The 18,361-nt window shown below is 49.0% G+C and carries 19 protein-coding genes; 11 read left to right on the top strand and 8 right to left on the bottom strand.

Annotated features, from left to right (window positions below; genetic code table 11):
* Positions 1-64 precede the first annotated feature (64 nt).
* A complete protein-coding gene (locus tag ACQKPA_RS01725) occupies positions 65-592 on the top strand; it encodes a hypothetical protein (protein WP_427488883.1) in 528 nt (175 codons plus the stop codon).
* 246 nt (positions 593-838) lie between these two features.
* Here ACQKPA_RS01725 and ACQKPA_RS01720 read toward each other — a convergent pair whose 3' ends face one another.
* The gene (locus ACQKPA_RS01720) at positions 839-1,357 is read right to left on the bottom strand and encodes a MogA/MoaB family molybdenum cofactor biosynthesis protein (RefSeq protein ID WP_427488881.1); all 519 of its coding nucleotides are present in this window, start codon (positions 1,355-1,357) and stop codon (positions 839-841) included.
* A 107-nt stretch (positions 1,358-1,464) separates the two neighbouring features.
* Between ACQKPA_RS01720 and ACQKPA_RS01715 the strand changes: the two genes are divergently transcribed.
* From ACQKPA_RS01715 to ACQKPA_RS01685, 7 genes are all read left to right on the top strand, one after another.
* Positions 1,465-2,511, top strand: a complete 1,047-nt coding sequence (locus ACQKPA_RS01715; RefSeq protein ID WP_427488879.1) for a CobW family GTP-binding protein — start codon at positions 1,465-1,467, stop codon at positions 2,509-2,511.
* Between the two features lie 126 nt (positions 2,512-2,637).
* Entirely contained in the window at positions 2,638-2,976 is a 339-nt protein-coding gene (locus tag ACQKPA_RS01710; protein WP_427488877.1) for a four-helix bundle copper-binding protein, read from the top strand.
* Positions 2,977-3,185: 209 nt separating this feature from the next.
* Positions 3,186-4,406 (top strand): ROK family transcriptional regulator, encoded by a 1,221-nt coding sequence (locus ACQKPA_RS01705; RefSeq protein WP_427488875.1) that lies wholly within the window; start codon positions 3,186-3,188, stop codon positions 4,404-4,406.
* Positions 4,407-4,465: 59 nt separating this feature from the next.
* Positions 4,466-5,356 (top strand): ABC transporter ATP-binding protein, encoded by an 891-nt coding sequence (locus tag ACQKPA_RS01700; RefSeq protein WP_427488873.1) that lies wholly within the window; start codon positions 4,466-4,468, stop codon positions 5,354-5,356.
* A complete protein-coding gene (locus ACQKPA_RS01695) occupies positions 5,356-6,084 on the top strand; it encodes a hypothetical protein (RefSeq protein WP_427488871.1) in 729 nt (242 codons plus the stop codon). Before ACQKPA_RS01700 ends, ACQKPA_RS01695 begins: the two co-directional genes overlap by 1 nt.
* 79 nt (positions 6,085-6,163) lie before the next feature.
* Positions 6,164-6,628, top strand: a complete 465-nt coding sequence (locus tag ACQKPA_RS01690) for a hypothetical protein (protein WP_071220184.1) — start codon at positions 6,164-6,166, stop codon at positions 6,626-6,628.
* Positions 6,629-6,695: 67 nt separating this feature from the next.
* Entirely contained in the window at positions 6,696-7,622 is a 927-nt protein-coding gene (locus ACQKPA_RS01685) for a protease complex subunit PrcB family protein (protein ID WP_427488869.1), read from the top strand.
* Positions 7,623-7,740: 118 nt separating this feature from the next.
* Here ACQKPA_RS01685 and ACQKPA_RS01680 read toward each other — a convergent pair whose 3' ends face one another.
* Complete coding sequence (locus tag ACQKPA_RS01680; protein WP_427488867.1) at positions 7,741-9,846, bottom strand: ABC transporter ATP-binding protein; 2,106 nt, start codon at positions 9,844-9,846, stop codon at positions 7,741-7,743.
* Positions 9,847-11,604, bottom strand: coding sequence for an ABC transporter ATP-binding protein (locus ACQKPA_RS01675; protein WP_427488865.1), 1,758 nt, complete (start codon positions 11,602-11,604; stop codon positions 9,847-9,849).
* A gap of 584 nt (positions 11,605-12,188) precedes the next feature.
* Here ACQKPA_RS01675 and ACQKPA_RS01670 point away from each other — a divergent pair.
* Together ACQKPA_RS01670 and ACQKPA_RS01665 are read left to right on the top strand one after the other, a co-directional pair.
* On the top strand, positions 12,189-12,494 hold the full coding sequence (locus ACQKPA_RS01670; protein WP_100537990.1) for a HesB/YadR/YfhF family protein: 306 nt from the start codon (positions 12,189-12,191) through the stop codon (positions 12,492-12,494).
* A gap of 46 nt (positions 12,495-12,540) precedes the next feature.
* Positions 12,541-12,990, top strand: a complete 450-nt coding sequence (locus tag ACQKPA_RS01665; protein ID WP_427488863.1) for an NUDIX domain-containing protein — start codon at positions 12,541-12,543, stop codon at positions 12,988-12,990.
* A gap of 142 nt (positions 12,991-13,132) precedes the next feature.
* Here ACQKPA_RS01665 and ACQKPA_RS01660 read toward each other — a convergent pair whose 3' ends face one another.
* The gene (locus ACQKPA_RS01660; RefSeq protein ID WP_260065242.1) at positions 13,133-13,645 is read right to left on the bottom strand and encodes an ADP-heptose synthase; all 513 of its coding nucleotides are present in this window, start codon (positions 13,643-13,645) and stop codon (positions 13,133-13,135) included.
* Positions 13,646-13,894: 249 nt separating this feature from the next.
* On the opposite strand from ACQKPA_RS01660, the gene ACQKPA_RS01655 reads away from it, so the two are divergent.
* On the top strand, positions 13,895-15,640 hold the full coding sequence (locus ACQKPA_RS01655; RefSeq protein WP_427488860.1) for an ABC transporter ATP-binding protein: 1,746 nt from the start codon (positions 13,895-13,897) through the stop codon (positions 15,638-15,640).
* Between the two features lie 76 nt (positions 15,641-15,716).
* Here ACQKPA_RS01655 and ACQKPA_RS01650 read toward each other — a convergent pair whose 3' ends face one another.
* The 4 genes from ACQKPA_RS01650 to ACQKPA_RS01635 all read right to left on the bottom strand — a co-directional run bounded on the left by ACQKPA_RS01650 (position 15,717) and on the right by ACQKPA_RS01635 (position 18,344).
* Positions 15,717-17,009: a DUF6080 domain-containing protein gene (locus tag ACQKPA_RS01650; RefSeq protein ID WP_427488858.1), complete on the bottom strand. Its 1,293-nt coding sequence runs from the start codon at positions 17,007-17,009 to the stop codon at positions 15,717-15,719.
* A gap of 63 nt (positions 17,010-17,072) precedes the next feature.
* Entirely contained in the window at positions 17,073-17,393 is a 321-nt protein-coding gene (locus ACQKPA_RS01645; RefSeq protein ID WP_427488856.1) for an EamA family transporter, read from the bottom strand.
* Positions 17,383-17,724, bottom strand: coding sequence for an EamA family transporter (locus tag ACQKPA_RS01640; protein ID WP_127592435.1), 342 nt, complete (start codon positions 17,722-17,724; stop codon positions 17,383-17,385). The genes ACQKPA_RS01645 and ACQKPA_RS01640 overlap by 11 nt, the downstream gene beginning before the upstream one ends.
* Complete coding sequence (locus tag ACQKPA_RS01635) at positions 17,712-18,344, bottom strand: HAD family hydrolase (RefSeq protein ID WP_427488854.1); 633 nt, start codon at positions 18,342-18,344, stop codon at positions 17,712-17,714. The genes ACQKPA_RS01640 and ACQKPA_RS01635 overlap by 13 nt, the downstream gene beginning before the upstream one ends.
* Between the last annotated feature and the right edge of the window lie 17 nt (positions 18,345-18,361).

Raw genomic sequence — 18,361 nt, 5'->3', positions numbered from 1 at the left:
GTTCCTCATCCGCAGGCATTCTAAGGGAAGGCAACCTCTGACACCTAAGGAAGGGTGAGTGAACATGAATTATCGCAGAATCGTTACCGCTTTATTGCTTTGTTCCATTCTTGCCATATCGGTCGGTTGTTCCAGGCAGATAGCCAGGGACGAGATGCGCCTATATAACATGAGGGCTTACGAGGAAGGTTCCAGGGAGGCCCGGATATCGGGGCGAGGTCTGAACGGAAAATTCCTTGAGGATCTCCAAGCCTCGTTCAACCAGGTGGACATGCCGTTGACCAATGAAACCTATGCGGAGGACAACGTCGGCAATATTACGTATCAATACCGGATCAATTATGATGCAAGCCAGTTTATCACCGTGTATGTCTATCAGGATCAAGCGGCCAGGGAAAAAGGGATCAAGGAGATATACGGCGTTACAGAAGGGGATGCCAATGCGGCCGGCGGGCATAACCTGATCGTGAGCGACAAGGAAACGTCCATCGTATATACGTCGACGGGCGACAAAACGGATAACTATTATGACCAGGTCAAAAAAATAGCGCCCTCCCTGCTTGCCAAACATCAACGACGAGCCAGCAGTTAGAGTGTAGATAAGGGAACTGGCCCATGAGTAGGTTTGCTCACTTGACGTACGGTTCATCAGATTTAAAAATGTGTCAAATGAAGAAATGGCGGATGCTCAGGATGTTATCCTTGCACCGCCATTTCTTGCTTTTCGGTCCTTGTCGCTTGCTTGATTAGATTTTGGACAAGCGAAAGCCATCCGACCTTCAGGCTAATGTCCAAATAAACCGTTCTTTCGTAATGGTGGGTAACCACTAATTGTTATTTATGATCTGTGTTTATCCAGCTCATATTTGATGTGCCGCAGCTCAGGCAGCAGAATCCGGTTCATCGCAAGCTTGACGGCTCCGATCGAACCTGGCATTGAGAAGACGGCCGTGTGGCTTAGCGTGCCGCCGATCGCGCGGCTCAATATGGCCGCAGACCCAATATCCTCCGTAAAGCTTAGGAAGCGGAAGATTTCGCCGAATCCAGGGAGTTCCTTATCAAGCAGTGAGGATACGGCTTCGTAGGTGGTATCGCGGCTCGATATGCCGGTTCCGCCTGTTAGTAGGACGACATCCATCTCCGGATTGCTGACCGCAGAATAGATCGTTTCACGGATCGTATCGTAATCGTCCTGAACAATGCTGTAAGATACAACGGCATGCCCGGCTTCTTCAAGCAAGCTGATCATCAGTTTGCCGCTCTTGTCCGTGTCCTTGGTCCGCGTGTCCGAGACCGTAATCACCTTACAGTTCACGGAAGCGGGGGATTGCTGTTTATGCTCTTGCGATGAATTCATAGAAATGACAACTCCTGTTATAGTTAATGGCGGCGCGCTTGCAGTAGAAGGATGAAATGTAGTAAACTCGCTAGCATAATCATGATGCAAGCAAAGGAGTATGGAACGTGGAGTACGTAACACCCATTTATATTTTATCAGGTTTTCTTGGCAGTGGAAAAACGACATTGCTTAGCCGTCTCATTACCTCCTTCAAGCAGCAGGGAATGCGGCCGGCCATTGTCATGAATGAGATCGGCGAGGTCAACATTGAAGGGCTTGTCGCCGGTGAAGAAGTACCGACGGCAGAGATGCTAAGCGGCTGCATTTGTTGTACCATTCGATCCGATTTATCATCTGAAATTGCGATGCTCATCCAGCGGGAGCAGCCGGATGTCATCGTCATTGAAGCGACGGGCATCGCCAATCCGATGGAAATCCTGGACGCAGCGGCGGAAGCTTCTTTATACATGAGAATCGATGTGAAAAAACTGATCACTGTCGTGGATGCCGCGCATCTGCTGCATTTGAATATAGAGCAGAAGGGGAAAACCTATCGTTTGATGCAGGAGCAGATTCGTGCAGCCTCGGCGCTTGTTCTCAATAAGATGGACCAAGTGACGGATCAGGACAAAGAGACGGTTCAGCAGTTGGTCGAGCGCTGGAATCCGTATGCTCCGATTATGCCTGCGGTGCGCTGCGACATAAAGCTTGAAGATCTGCTGCAGAGCGATCCCCAGAACCGGGATGTGCATTTTCATGAATATGATCGAGAGGACAGGGTAACCCATGACCGTGCAGAAATGCTCGCCAACAGTCATGACCATGCGCACAACCATGACCAAGCGCACAAGCATGATCATGGTCATGCTCACGATACTCATGATCACGTGATGTCCTACACCTACTATTTCAGCCATGCGGTAAACAGTGTGGAATTCGAGCGATTTATAGCCGGGCTGCCAAGGGATGTGTACCGGGCTAAAGGCATCCTCACCTTCAATGACACCAACAGTCGGTTTCTGTTTCAGTACGCCTTCCGGGAATCCGATTTCATGAAAATTACGCCCCAGGGTCAAGTGCCGGATGTGGTGGTGTTTATCGGGGAGCACTTCCAGAAGTCACTGCTGCGAGAGCAGCTGGAAACACTGGAAGGGAAGACAAGTCGGGCATAAGTCATAGAATTTCCGGATCATTTGGGCAATTGTACCTTGGGTCTTTCTGGCCTATGTTTGATTCAGCAGGCAGTTCAAAGTTTAATACAAAGGCATAGCGTAATAACTACAAGGAGGATATATCCAATGTTAAATGAACTCAAATATAAAGAATGTATCGAAGCATGTCTCCAATGTATGAACGCTTGCAATGTATGTTATGTATCCTGTCTAAAAGAATACGAACTGGCCATGCTTCGCGATTGCATAACGCTTGACAGAGAGTGTGCCGATATATGTGCGTTTGCGGCTCAAGCCATGTCACGAAAAAGCCCTTACGTGAAAGAGATTTGTGAGCTGTGCATCAAAGCTTGCCTCGCTTGCGCTGAAGAGTGCGGGAAGCATGACCACGAGCATTGCAAACAATGTGCCGAGGCGTGCCGGAAGTGTGCCGAAGCATGCCGCGAAATGCTGAATCACAGCTAAGTCAAACACCACCATCCTTCGATATACAAAGCCTGATTTCCGAAGTGGAAGATCAGGCTTTTTTAGTTATAAGTCTAATGTCTTCTGGACTGGTGTGCTGACGTTCTCCGCGAGAGCACCTGGAGGAATTTTACTAACATCGTATTTTCCCCTATGATAGATGTGCGAGAAAGGTAAGTACAATGAATGGTAAAGAATGAGGTTGTAACATGAACAATTCCGTTGGAAAAAATAATCGGTATGTCCGAAATATGAATCGGATCGGCATCATCGGACTGCTGCGCGACTATGGCAGTTTAACGAAAGCGGAAATCGCAGCCAAGATGAATTTAACGTTTACGGCTGTTAACAATCTGGTAGAAGAGCTGGTGAAGGAGCGATTGATCATTGAAGCCGGGTTATATGATGATTCCAGCCGCGGCAGGAAGCCCAAGCTCATCTCGTTGAATCCCTCCGATAAGTACACACTCGGCGTTCATATTAGCGCATCCTCCGTGCGGGCGGCGGTCATTAATTTACAGGGGAATGTGTTGTTGGAGAAACGTTGCTCCTTTGAAGATGGCGCCAATCGGGGCAGCGTAGTGAATATGATTATATCCACGATACAAGCTGTACTGGACGAGTCTGGGCTGGAGTCCGAAATTATCGGTATCGGCGTAGGAGCTCCCGGACCGCTTGATCCGGTTCAAGGCAAAATTCTGTCTCCGCCCAACTTACCCGGTCTGCATCAAGTACGATTAAAGGAACTGATCGAGGAGAACACGGAGCTTCCGACCCATGTAGAGAAGGACGCTAACGTAATGGGGCTCGGTGAGCTATGGTATGGAAACGGTCGGCATCTCAACAATCTGGTGTACATGGATGCGGATATCGGGATTGGGTGCGGACTGATCTTCAACCAGAAAATATATCAGGGTTACCCTTTTGGTGCCGGTGAGATTGGGCACTGTACGATAGATATCAACGGTCCGCGCTGCCATTGCGGTAATGATGGCTGCCTTGAAGCGATGGCATCGGGAAATGCCATCGTCCGCAGAGTGTATGAGGAGTTGGGCCGCGGGGCTGCAAGTTCTCTTACATCTTATATTAATAACGATGATCAGGGTATGGATGTAGTCGATGTAATCCATGCCGGGCTGGCTGGAGATCCATTGGCTGCCAATGTACTGCATGAATCGGCACGATGTGTTGGTATATCCCTGGCCAATATCATGAATCTGCTTACACCAGAGACCATCATCCTTGGCGGAGTACTGGCTAACCGTTACCCGGATTTCTTCAATCATGTTAATGAAACATCCGTTAACAGAAGCCTATCCAGCCTCCATAATAAAATGGTGCTGCAGCCCTCAGAGCTGGGAGAAGATGCGGGCATCATTGGTGCAGGGGCGATTGTGTTTGAAAAATACTTGGATGACATAAGCGATTAGAGGGGGAACACACCCTCAAACGGGCCGCACCGGAATCCGTGAACAGGAGTTGAAAAGGTTTGCAGGAGCTGTTGCAATTGATCGGAATAAACAAGCGTTTTGGTAAAATCGCCGTCTTACACAACATTCATTGGAGCATTTCCCGAGCCGAATGCGTTGCTATTACGGGGAGCAATGGCGCGGGAAAGAGCACCCTGCTGCAGGTAATAGCCGGGCTTGCTAACCCATCGGAGGGATCCCGGGTCGAACATGAATCCTCCCTTCGTCTCGGGTATGTTCCGGAGCGGTTTCCTGCGCTTCGGTTTCGTCCTTCCGAATATTTGCGTCATATGGCCAGCATTCAGGGCATGAACAAGCAAGAAGCCGGGAAGCGAATAGATGCGATGTTGAATGTGTTTCAGCTGCAGGATGTGAAGATGACGCTATGCTCCAAGGGGATGCTGCAAAAAGTCAATATCATGCAGGCCCTGCTTCGTCAGCCCGATCTATTGGTTCTGGATGAACCTCTGTCGGGATTGGACGAGCCTTCTCAAATGGAGATGATCGGCATTCTAAGTGAAATCAAAAGACAAGGAACAGCGATCGTGATGTCCGTTCACGAGCCGCTGCTTATTGCTTCGCTGGCCGACCGGGTAACGCAACTCCGCGAGGGACGTATCGAACGGGACGGCATGCTGGAAACCGATACGGAGATGGGACGGATGAAGCTGGAATTCACGCGTGTTACTCAAGACAAAATGCTGGAACTGGAACGCCGTTCAGGGTTCCATTATTGGATATCGAGAGGTAATCCTGCATCGATGGTAGTCTCGCGGCAGGTCGCGGATGAAATGCTGCTGGATATTCTACAGTCAGGCGGATCGCTGACACGGCTGGAGCCTTGGAGCAAGGAGATGGCAGAGCAAGTGCCGCCTAACCTTGGTCAATCCATGGAAGGGGAGGGAGCATAATGGGATCATTGATTCATTACATGCTTGTCAGTTATACGAGATCCTATCGGTATTTCGCGCCGATTGCCTTTATGCTGATATCGGTAGTGTTTATCTACTCTTACCGGCCTAACCCGATCATGGACAGCTATGCCGTAACGGCTGCATTTCTGTTTGTCGGCTCCGCTTGGCTTGGTTTGAACTTTCTCAATCATGATCAAGGGCGTCAAACGATGCTCCTGATTGTTCATAGCGGGAAGGCCATACGATATTATGCCGCCCAGTATTTAACCGTAACGCTTCTATCAATCCTGTTCAGCTTATTTGCTGTCCTTTACCCGATCGTGTTTGGAATGTTTGATAAGCCGATTACATTATCCCAGTTTGTTTTGGGTTATCTGGGACATGCTGCATTGTCCTTGCTCGGCATTTCAATTTCGGTATTTTTTCAGTTTGGCTTTATGGAGAATCAGGGAAGAGCGGCTGGTTTGCTGTTAATCGTTATCGTTATTTCCTTAGCCGGACAATCCATCGTTCAGGATGATTTGGCTTATTTGAGAATGATTCCTTATGTGCTGCCTCCCGTCTCTGTAATGATTGATATGCTCATTCATGCTGACGAGCGTTCCCGGGCCATGTTATTCACGACCCTTACATATACGTTCATATACAGCTTCATTTTGCTGGCTGTTTATCTATGGACGGCCTGCCGCAAGGATGCGGCAACCATGATCCGAAAAGTAGGTTGAAGTAGGAGGTATCTTCCTTTACCATAGGGATATACACAAATAGAAACGGTAAAGACAGCCAATACTAGAGGAGGATACCATGAAACAATCTCGACTGATGGACAGCGACCACTCCAAAGAGCTGTTTGCCTATTTCGGATTAGCGGTGTATTATTCACAGGCGCTTGAGCAGCAGCTGGCGAATCTGTTGATGCTGATCAAGCTTTCCCAGGGAAATGTGCCTTCAGAAGAAGATTTCACCCAATTATATCAGCGGAAATTAAGCAGCTCTCTGGGCCAATTGGTACACGAGATCCAGCATTACTTTCCATTCTCCGAAGAAGAAACACTTCAATTAAAAGAGGTCTGGAAGCAGCGCAACTATATCGTTCATGATTATTTCAAAGAGCGGATTCATGAGACATTCAGCCCGGCCGGCCGATCCCGAATGATTCGGGAGCTGACCGCTTTTAAGGACCAGGCCCAAGCGCTGGAGCAGAAGCTGCAGGGCTATTCCCGCGAAATGTATGTGAAGCTTGGCCTGGACAGCGAAAAAAGCGTGTAAAAGAAATTAGGGCTGAGATGAAACATATTCCAGCACCTCTGCGTCAGAAAGAATAGGAGGTGTAATTATGAAAAAAACTACGAAATTGTTAACTGCAATGCTTGTCACTTCGTCATTGCTCGGTGCCGGCGCCGCCTCTGCGTTCCAGGATGTTCAAGAGGAGAAGCCTTTACAAATGGTGAAGGAGCTGCAAGCGAAAGGTATAATCCAGGGGGTTAGCGCCGACAAATTCGCTCCGGCCAAAACAATAACGACCGCCCAAGCGGTGCAGATGATTGTGAATGTCGCCGACCTGAAGGTACAACCGAACTTTACGGGCCGTTCGTTTGACAGTGTGCCGAAGGATGCCTGGTTTGCTGATGCTGTGAATATAGCGGCTCAGAACGGATTGTCCGTATCCGCAGATATGAAATGGAATGAGCCGATAACGCGTGAAGGGTTCGCGACATTGCTCTCGGAAGCGATTCAGAAGACCGGGAATTATCCCGTGGTTATGATGTATTTGCATGTAGCCGACGAGGATCTGATGAAAGAGGAGAGCCGGGGAGCGGTGCAGTTCCTGCTGTTAACCAAGATTGCTGAGCTCGACGCTAACGCCAAGTTCCATCCAACGAAGAATTTAACGCGAATAGAAGCGGCAGAGCTTGCGTACCATTCGATCCGATTCATTGAGGAGCATCAGAAGAACATGATACCCCAGGAGCCGGGACAATCTGAACCGGATGTAAGTACAAAAGTTGTTAAGGTGGATGAATCGCAGAACAAAGTTACGGTAACCAAGGAAGACCTGCCGAATCCGGGGTACGGGATTAAAATTACGTCGGTCGACTATGTTAGCGATACCGAAGCCGTGATCTACTACAAAGTTCTTCAACCCGATCCGGACAAAATGTACCCGCAAGTCATCTCGAAATCTTCCGATGACGTGCTCGTGCCTTCCAAGTACACCAAAATTACGGTCAAAGCAGAAGGTACTCTTGATTCGACAAAGTAATTCTTGCAATATACCGCCAGCATATCATATTAAAAAGAAGGCTGTTCCCAAGCGAATGTTACATTCGACAGGGGACAGCCTTCTTGTTTAATCCTACATTTATATAACGAAGCCGGAACTACACATGACCACCGGCCAGCTTGCTGTTGGAGGTGGCAAGCATCGTTTCCTTAGTCTCTTCAATCGAAGCCGTGCTTCCTTGCTGGAGCTGGTACATTTTAAAATACCTTCCGCCCAGGGCCATCAACTCGTCATGGGAACCCTGTTCCACAATTTCTCCGCGGTGTAGGACCAAAATCTGATCGGCGCTGCGAATCGTGGATAGACGGTGAGCGATGATAAAGGTCGTGCGTCCACGCTTCAGTACCTCCAAGGCTTCCTGGATTAAGGCTTCCGTCTCCGTATCGATGTTAGCGGTGGCTTCGTCGAGAATCAGTATGGCCGGGTTGAACGCCAAAGCACGGGCAAAGGAGATTAACTGGCGCTGTCCGGCGGACAGCGTGCTGCCTTTCTCCAGTACTGGCTCATCAAAGCCTTGCGGAAGATGAGCGAGCAGCCGGTCGGCCCCTACGTCGCGAAGCGCCTGCTCCACCTGTTCCCGCGTGATCCCGGGATCACCGAGGCTGACATTCGAAGCAATCGTGCCGGTGAACAGGTACGGGTCTTGCAGCACGATGCCCATATGCTTGCGGAGCCATTGCTTCGGAATATCGGTAACGGGCTGCCCATCAATGGTAATCGTGCCTTTCTGCGGGTCATAGAAACGGAACAACAGATTGATGATGGAACTTTTGCCGGAGCCGGTATGACCGACAAGCGCCACGGTTTGGCCCTGCTTCGCTTCAAATGTAATGTCTTTTAGCACATAGTCCTTCTTGTATGCGAAGGAGACATTCTGAAACTCCACATTTCCTAAATACCGCGGCATGCTGCCGTCCGTTACTTTTTCGCCCGTTTCATCCATCAGCTCAAATACCCGTTTAGCCGAGACGATGGAGGTATCGAGCGCGGCCAGCTGGTTGACCATGCCCGTAATCGGCTGGAACATGCGGCCAAGCAGATCAACGAAGGCGTAGAGGACGCCGATCGATACGATGCCGGCACCGTTCAATGATGCCGAACCGAAATACCAAAGAACGACTACAAAGGATACGTTACGCAGCACATTTACTAGATTGTGCGTGGTGAAGGAGTTCAGATTGAGCATTTTGTTCTGATGGGCCATATAGTCCGCATTCAGGGACTCGAACTCTTCTTGGGTCGCTTTTTGGCGGCGGAATACACGAATGATGGCCATGCCCTGAATGGATTCATTAATGATGGCGTTGATCTCGCTCAGCCGGGAGCGGATGACCGTATTGTATTTGGTTGCGAATTTACGGTACAGGATGGTCCATACAATCAGCATTGGAATAACAAACAAACTGATTAAGCCCAATCTAACGTCCAGAAGGAACAAGGCAACATAGACACCCGTGATATATACGGCGCCAGAGCTGAAGTTGGATAATACCGCAACAAACAGGTCTTTTACCGCTTCGGTATCATTGGTTACCCGGGAAACGACTTTGCCCGCCGGTAAATTATCAAAGAAGTTGACGGGCAGCCGCTGAATATGGGCATATACATCGGTACGCAGCTTCTGAATGACCTGGTTGGCTGCCGATTGCAGCCAGTAGGTTCTGCCGAATACCGTAATCATGGAGATCAGCAGACAGATCAGGAACAGGCCGACGAGCTTGTAAATGCTGGGCAGCTCGGGTTTATAAAATTCAAACAGCTGTTCTTTGGTTAATTTGACGGCCGGATATTGCAATTCTTCCGAGGCATAGGAAATCGTCAATACTCCATTCTGGAAGGAACGGTTTCCTTCCGTTCGGGCTACCGGCTCATCAATGAAATAGAAGCTGCGGCCAGCCTGAACGAGGCGTACTTCCTGTCCTTGTGTTTCTCCTTCTTGAAAGCGATCCTCACGTTTATAATAGGTTCCATTATAGGATGCAGCACCTTGGGCTTGTGTCGTCTCATAATAGGGACGCTCGATGCCCAGAATATGCTCGTCGATCATCGTTTTTGCGATGAAGGGCCCAGCAAGCTCTGCGGCAACACCGATGGCCAGCAGAATCAAGGCGGTAATGAAGGTGCCCTTGGCCGTTAAGGCATAGCGGAACAGCCGTTTGGCAATTCCGGATTCATTCGAGATGGTTGTATCGTTTGGAGTCAATTAAGACACCTCCTCGGAGGTCAGATTGTTTTCTACCTGCTGGCGTTCGAATTGCTCACGGTACCAGCCGCCGAGCTCCAGCAGTTCATCGTGGGTTCCCTGCTCCGTGATTCGACCGTCCTCCAGCACCACGATGATATCTGCATGCTGAACGGCCGAGAGTCGGTGCGTGGAGATCAGCGTCGTTTTGCCGGCGCGTTTGCTCCGGATATTATCGATGATTCTGGCTTCCGTCCGGGCATCCACAGCGGACAAGGAATCGTCCAAAATTAAGATTTCAGGGTCGCCGATAAAAGCCCGGGCCAGTGAGACTCTTTGTTTTTGTCCGCCGGATAACGCCACGCCTTTTTCGCCGACAATGGTATCGAGGCCATCGGACAGGGTAACCAAATCGCGGTCAAAAGCGGCAGTTGTAATGGCATCCATAATCAGTTCGTCGCTGGCATCCTTTTTGCCGAATTGGATGTTCTGGCGCACCGTCTTGGAGAACAAAATCTGCTCCTGGGGAACGTATCCAATCCAGCTGTGGAGCTGGTCGGTCGCCAGCATCTCCATGGGGATGTCGGAAATGAGGATTTCGCCGGTTCCGGTAGGGTACTCATGGAGAAGCTGCTTCAGGAGCGTCGATTTGCCGCTGCCCGTGCGCCCTACGACGCCGAGCGTCTGGCCTTTTTCCAGTGTAAAGTTAATATTTTTCAAATTATCTATCGTAGAGGTCGGGTAACGGAAAGTGACATCCTTGAATTGAATTGTATCCGGAACCTTCACGTCTACAGGGTTCGCGGCGTCGGTAACATCCGGCGGGGTCTTTAAGGTTTCGTTGACCCGATCCAGTGAAGCGTTTCCGCGCTGCATAATGTTGATCAATTCCCCGATGGCGAACATCGGCCAAATCATCATCCCGAGGTACATGTTGAACGATACGAGATCTCCGAGTGTGATTTGATTCTGGAACACGAGGTACACGCCGTAGGCTAAACCGATGACGTAACTGAGACCAATGGAGAAATTGATGGTCGGTTCGAATAAGGCGTCTACTTTTGCTACCGCAAGATTTTTACGATATACGTCATCCGTAATGTCCTGGAATCGCTGCTGATCGGCGCGTTCTTGTACATAAGCGCGGACGACGCGCACACCGGCTACCGACTCCAGAACCTGATCGTTCATGTCACCGAAGGCATCCTGCGCCAGTGTGTAGCGCTTATGAATGGCTCTTCCGTAGATGACCATGCCAATGGCAATGATCGGCATGGGCAGAATAGCCGCCAGCGTCAGCTGCCAGCTGACAATGAAGCCCATGGCGAAGAGGACGACAATCAAGTAGATGGTGGAGTCGGTCATGACGAGCATCCCGAAGCCGGCAGTTGCTGCCACGGAGCGAAGATCATTCGTGGCTTTTGCCATGAGGTCTCCGGTACGGTTGCGTTCGAAAAACGGCGGAAGCATCCGCAGCAAATGGTTCATGTACCGGGTACGGAGCAGGCGTTCCACGAGGTTCGCTCCTCCGAATAAACGGTGCATCCATATGTAAGTGGCGCAGTATACGACAGCAACGATGCCGAGAATCATGAGCAGATATTGAACGAGGGAAGCCCACGTTATGGAACTGCTGACGATATCGTCAATGGCGTTTCCGAGCAGAAGCGGCGGCAGTAGCTCAACCAGTCCGCAAAAGATGAGAAGCGCAAGGCCGATCAAGTAACGCTTTTTTTCTTGCTTGAAAAACCAGCCTAAATTTTTAAGTACGGCAAACACATTATCCCTTCCTTTCGTAGGTCGTTCTGGCATCATATCATCCGCAAAAACCAAAAAAAGCACATCATCCGACGACGGACGATATGCTTCATTAATTTTGAACTTATCATACGCACGGTGATCCTGACTTCCGTGCAACGGTTAGCAGCTTCGTTCAGATCATTCTGGCAACGAATGAACGAGGCTTGATGATGATGAGACAGCACCATTGGGGAGTCGATCCATATTTAATTGTAGGAAATGATGATCAAGATGATCTTGATCCATTGCAAACAGTTTCAACATGTCACTCACCCTTTCTTCGTAATTTACATTTTATTCAAATCGATCTCGTATGGACTGAATTTTATCACCATGAACTGGAATGTGTCAAACTTATTTTCAGAATCATTCTGAAGATATTCGATAGTGAAGGTAGGTTAGAACCTTATGTCACTATTTTATTATCAAAATGATTTGTATCCTAACGTACGTATGCGTTATGATAATATTGCAACTAAATATGGATACCGTCCCTAAGATCTCCGGTCTGCTAACAAGATAGGGGTCAACATATTATGACGTCTAAGGAGGGTGTACGACACATGCAAATTCAAGTCAGCGATCAGGCGGCACGTTGGTACAAGAAGGAACTTGACCTTCAGGCAGGCACGTTCGTTCGCTTCTTTCCACGATATAGCTCAGGCGGAGGCCTCCATCCCGGCTTTTCGCTCGGTATTTCGGTAGAAGAACCAAGAGAAGCGGGACTGACGGAGCGTTCTGAAGAGGTAACATTCTTTATGGAAGAACAGGATCTGTGGTATTTGAAGGGATATACGCTACGCGTGAAATATGAGGAATCCTTGGATGACATTTCGTATATTTATGAAGAAGAGGGCGCAGTAAATTAACCTGATGAGAGACTGCAGCGCCATCTAGGGAAAGGAGGTTCCCAAGATGAGCGTATATCACCGTGATATTCGCCAATACATCGGCAAACGTTCGGTGGTTCGTGTGAAAGCGGCGGTGCTTGTGCTGAACGATGTGGGAGAGATTCTGCTCCTGAAGCGGCAGAACAAGGACGAGTGGGGACTTCCAATCGGAACCCTGAAGCCCGGCGAAGCTCTTGAAGACACAGCGTCCAGAGAGCTGTGGGAGGAGAGCGGCCTGACAGCGGATGATATGCGACTCTTGGATCTTGTATCTGGTCCGGAGTATATGAAGAAGCAAATTGGTGGAGATGAAGTGTATTATGTGATAGGCGTGTATGAGGCAACCGGTCTGCACAGTGCCATTCATTTGTCCCCTAATACGGAAGTATCTCTTAAATATTTTGATTTTCAAGCATTGCCCGCAATGGATGCGATCACGGTCCGCTTGCTGGACAAGATTAAAAAGAACAGCTGAGGCTTAGTTAGTGGTGGCAGTTTTATACGCTTTAAATTCCCCGCACGGGGAATTTTTTTCGGTCAACATGAGGAGTCCCTGCCCCATTCAAACCGGGGGAAAGGGACTTCTTTTGCCATGCGAAGGTGTGTACATATGATCATTATGACTGCCCGGACAGCGGGACCTCCAATGCAAAGTCAAAATCGTCGATATCATATACCTGAACGGGAAGAGCGCTTTCGACGATACGTTGAATCAATTCGTATTGATCAGTCAGTATGGGAGCCTCGGCTCTTTGGGATGCCAGGAGCAGCTCAGTTTCAACAGGATCAAAGGATTCCCCATAAGGTGCGGTGTCCATGGTGTTCATGACCGAGACCCGAGTAGTTTCACTAACGGGAATGGTAGGGCTCTTGGACCAAGGAACCTGCAGGGCACGCTCAATTTTCTTTTTGTTCAGCGGCTCTTCAAAATAGGAAATCAATTCGCCGATCTTTATCTTGACGTGCTGGTCATCAGCACTGCTATTCATGAGATGTTCTTCGGTGGTATGAAGCTCATATAATTCCAAAATGGTTGTGTACGGAATGATGTACTCGACGGGTTTCGGCGGTACTAACAGCTGACCGTAAATAGCCAGCATGACGGCCTCCGTCACGAAAATTCTGGTCATGACTAAATCCTCCTGCAAGACATGATACAATTCATAAGTTTAGAACTAATAAAGCACTGAAGTTCATAAATGTCAACTGCTCTTCGACTAACAACCGCGTGGATCTTACTTAACAATAACGTCCATGGACGTACTTTCACACAAGACAGACCGCGGGTAAAAGGTGTTTTTCTTGCGATTATTGAATGGATTCAGCTTCGCAGAAAACTCGTAAATTCTATAATCTAAAGAAAGGGGCTTTGATCACCTTTGAAATCATGGAAAATCTATTATCCGTTTGTTAAGCCATACATGAAGTGGATCATTCTGACCCTTATTATCGGCATGATCAAATTTGCAATCCCGTTATTGCTGCCCATGATCATGAAATATGTCGTGGATGATCTGCTGATCAACCAGCAGATGACGATCGAACAGAAGATTCAGGATCTGATGTGGATTCTTGCCGGGACGCTGGTGCTGTTTGTCGTGGTGCGTGGTCCGGTGGAATACTTGCGGCAGTATTTTGCCCAATTCATTACCAGCCGTATTTTATTCGATATGCGTAACCGGTTATATGCCCATCTGCAGCGGTTATCCCTCCGTTACTATCAGAACACCAAGGTAGGCGAGGCGATATCGCGCTTTATCAATGACGTAGAACAATCCAAGAACCTGGTGGAAGTCGGCATGATGAATATCTGGCTGGATATGTTTACACTGCTGTTCGTGTTAATTGTCATGTTCTTCATGAATCCCGTATTGACACTCGTTGCCATCTCGATTCTTCCTCTATATGGACTAGCGGTGAATTTGTTGTATAAGCGGCTTAAACGTCTGACTAAGGACCGGTCGCAGGCTCTCGCCGGCATCCAAGCGTATCTGCATGAACGGATTCAGGGGATATCGGTTATCCGCAGTTTTACTCTGGAGCGTTACGACCAGAAGAAGTTCGAAGGGATCAACGGCAATTTCCTGAAAAAAGCGATGGCACAGACCCGCTGGAATGCGCTCACCTTCTCTATTATCAACACGCTCACCGATATTGCGCCTATTTTGGTTATCGGTTATGGGGGATACCGGGTGATCCAGGGAGATCTGACATTAGGTACGTTTGTTGCCTTCTTTGGCTATCTCGACAGGCTGTATGCGCCCCTTCGCCGTCTGATCAACTCGTCAACGGTGCTAACGCAGGCTTCAGCGTCGCTGGAGCGGGTCAAGGAGCTCATGGACGAGCCGTATGACATTGTGGACCGTCCGGATGCCAAAACGCTTAAAACAGCGGGACAGATCGAATTCGATCGTGTCTCCTTTAAGTACAACGACGCTGCCGGTTGGGTGCTTCAAGATATAAACTTAACCATTCGGCAGGGGCAGACGGTTGCGTTTGTCGGCATGAGCGGCGGGGGCAAATCGTCCCTGATCGGACTGATTCCGAGATTCTACGATGTACAGCAGGGCGCGGTGAAGATTAACGGTCACGACGTCAGGGATTTGACGCTGGACAGCCTGCGCGGATCGGTGGGCATGGTCCTGCAGGACAACTTCCTATTCAGCGGCACGGTCCGTGAGAATATTCTGTTCGGCAATCCGGAGGCGGATGAAGAGAGTATCGTCGCCGCTGCCAAAGCCGCCAATGCGCATGATTTCATCACCCAGCTGCCGCAAGGCTATGAGACGGAAGTGGGTGAACGCGGCGTCAAGCTCTCAGGCGGACAGAAGCAGAGATTGGCGATCGCGCGTGTCTTCCTCAAGGATCCGGACATTCTGGTGCTGGATGAAGCGACGTCGGCGCTGGACTTGGAGTCCGAGCATCTGATACAGCAGGCGCTGCAATCCCTGTCCAACAACCGCACCACATTGATCGTGGCCCATCGCCTGTCAACGATCACGCACGCCGATCAAATCGTTGTGCTGGAGAATGGCAGAATTACAGAGCAGGGAACGCACGGCGAGCTGATGAATCTGGATGGAAGTTATGCCAGACTGTATAACGTGCAGCATCTAGAGAGTTAATACGAAAGACCCGTCCTTCTGAGGCATGGTGTTGGGCCATGCTTCAGGGAACGGGTCTTTATTTTAGGGTAAAGGCTTATTTCTCGATATTCTTGAACACCGTATCATAGGTCATCTGAATATATTCTAGCGTCTGCCCGTGTAATACAATATTGTTCACTAAGGTGATGAGCAGGAACAGGATCATGATGCCGGTCAGAGCTTGTTGAATCCGGAGATTCTTGGTTTTGGCAATAAACAGCGCTGCAAGCACAAACACGGCAAACAGATAATGTCCTGCGTACAAGTACAGATCGTAAGTGTAAGTGGCCAAACCGAACCCAACGATGATGTGCAGCAGAATCGCGAACAGGATATAGATGGCAAATGTCCAGGTATCGCGGGAGCGGATGCCCTCAATGAAGGACAGTATTGCAAGAATAAGCATCCCGATCCCGACGATATGGACATGAATCGGATACGGCTTGGCCAAATTCGTCACGAATGCCGCGATCCCCGGATCAATCATGGCAAGCTCCGGCGACAGGATTGGGCTTACAAACAGCATGTAGAAGACCCGGGAATGGTGCTCGAATGAAAAAGGAGAAACATAGCTGAGCGCACCGTTTTGTACGCTTGAAAACACGTTGGCGATCCAGGACTTACCTGAGAACAGCAAGTGTTGAAGCAGGGTTACGATAATCACCATTCCCAGAAAAGCCAGCATAATGAGAATGAAGCGTTTAAAGGCATCCTTCCAGCGTCGATCGAACAGACTGATCAGGAGCGCACCTGCGAACGTTGCCACATTCGTAGACGTGATGCCGAAATTAATCAGGGCCAGGGAGGCATTCGGCATGACGCCATATTGATTCGTAAGCCGGCAATAGTGCAAGTAAGCCGCTGATAAGATGATCATGAACTGCGCATAAGCATAGGAATCCGGTATGAACGCCGTGAACAGCGTATACGAGCTGATACCGAAGAAAGCCGCCGTTACGAAGGACAACAACCAGCCGGCTCCGCTTCTTCGGACGATATAGTAGACCAGCGCAGCGCTTAAGGCATTCAAGACCGATTGAATCAGAAGATAAGGGAGGTTCGCACTCCCGATCATCGTCGTTAACGGGCTGGTCAGGAAATTAATGAATGGATGGATGATCGAGATATTCTCCGGTCCATATTCCATGGAAGGATCGAAGTTGAACAGATTCAATGTGAAAGGCGCACCATAGAACGGGCTGTGCGGCATCAACTCGGCTGCATGATCCTTGATGTAGGTCACGAACGGAAGGTTCATGAAAACATACCATAGGACAAGACAGATACTTAGGCCGATCGCCGTGTAATTATCTTTTTTATGTCGGAATAAATAACTGAAAAAAGTCATGTTTTACGCTCCACCAATCTTTCCATTATATATGTACTGTGAAGAGGCTTAAGCTGCGTTCGCTTACCAGATCAGCAGAAGCAATCCGGAAATAATAAAAGCGACGCCGGCGATCTTGCGGATCCCGATGGTTTCCTTGAATACCCATTTGGCAAACAACAAGGCCCACAGGAACGTCAGTGCATTGGCAGGCATAACCAGCGTATAGGGAAGCTCAACCAGAAGGTATATGTTTAACAAGGCTCCCAATCCGTAACTAAGAAAACCGATCAGCAGCAGCTTGATTTGTTTGTTTGCGGTATACCCCTTGAAGAATACGCTGCCCAGCGAGCCCAGCAAAGTCATCAGAAGCAGGAGCAAGTATAGAAACCCGTCATTTTTCATAGGAAGTTAATGTCACCCCGATTCCAAGCAGGGCAACAGCTGCCAGTTTTTGCAGGGTTAACGGTTCATCCAGAAAAAAATCACCATAAAACAGAGCCACAATATAGCTGATGCACATTAGGGGATAGGCAACGGACAGCTTCTCCAATGAAAACGATTTGATCATGAGTATGGCTCCGAGGCCGTAACAGATAAAGCCGATTCCCATGTACAGCAAGTTGGCGTGTCCCCATTTCCAGAACAGCTGGCCGGTAGCCGTCAAAAAAGCCGATAAGACCATGAACAGCTTGCCCAAGTGGCGCGGGGCGCTCTGCGCTTTTATCTGTTCCATGTTAATCCCTCGCATCCCTGAGCGGATTTGTGATTGATCAAATACTTGTGTTTGACGAGCCCGAACATCGGGAGGTCGGACAAGGAGTCGGAATAAGCGCAGGAAGCTGCATAGTCAATGGTCAGCTGCCGCTCGTTCAAGTACTGCTGAATCCGGTTCACTTTTTCCTCCCCCTTACAATTGTTCCCTTCGATCATCGATGTAAAGCGTCCGTCCCGTACGGAAAGCTTGGTAGCGATCACCGTGTCGACACAAGGAAGTTCTGCAAAGTATCTCATGTAAGCATCGGGGGACGCCGTTACAAGAAGCACATGATAGCCCTCGCTTTTTTTTCGCTGCATTTCCTTCAGCGCAGCCGGGAAGATCGCAGGTTTCAATTCCGTTTCGTAAAAATGCTTCAGGTCGGTTTCATCCATATGGCGCATCGCATGAAAATAAGCGCTCTTTGCTTTTTCAGCTCCCAGAAGACGGAGCTTGTACAGCACGGAGTAAAGCACGACTTTCAGAATGACGGGGGCCGTGGACGGTTTTTTTTGTATGCCATACTTTAAAAATTGAAACATGGAGTCTGTATGGATGACCGTTTTGTCGATGTCAAAGATTGCGAATTTCTGATTCATATCATTTCCCTCAATTT

The sequence above is a fragment of the Paenibacillus sp. NPDC093718 genome, assembly GCF_050279985.1.
Taxonomy (GTDB): domain Bacteria; phylum Bacillota; class Bacilli; order Paenibacillales; family Paenibacillaceae; genus Paenibacillus_AQ.
This window is presented reverse-complemented; position numbering and strand designations above follow the sequence as displayed.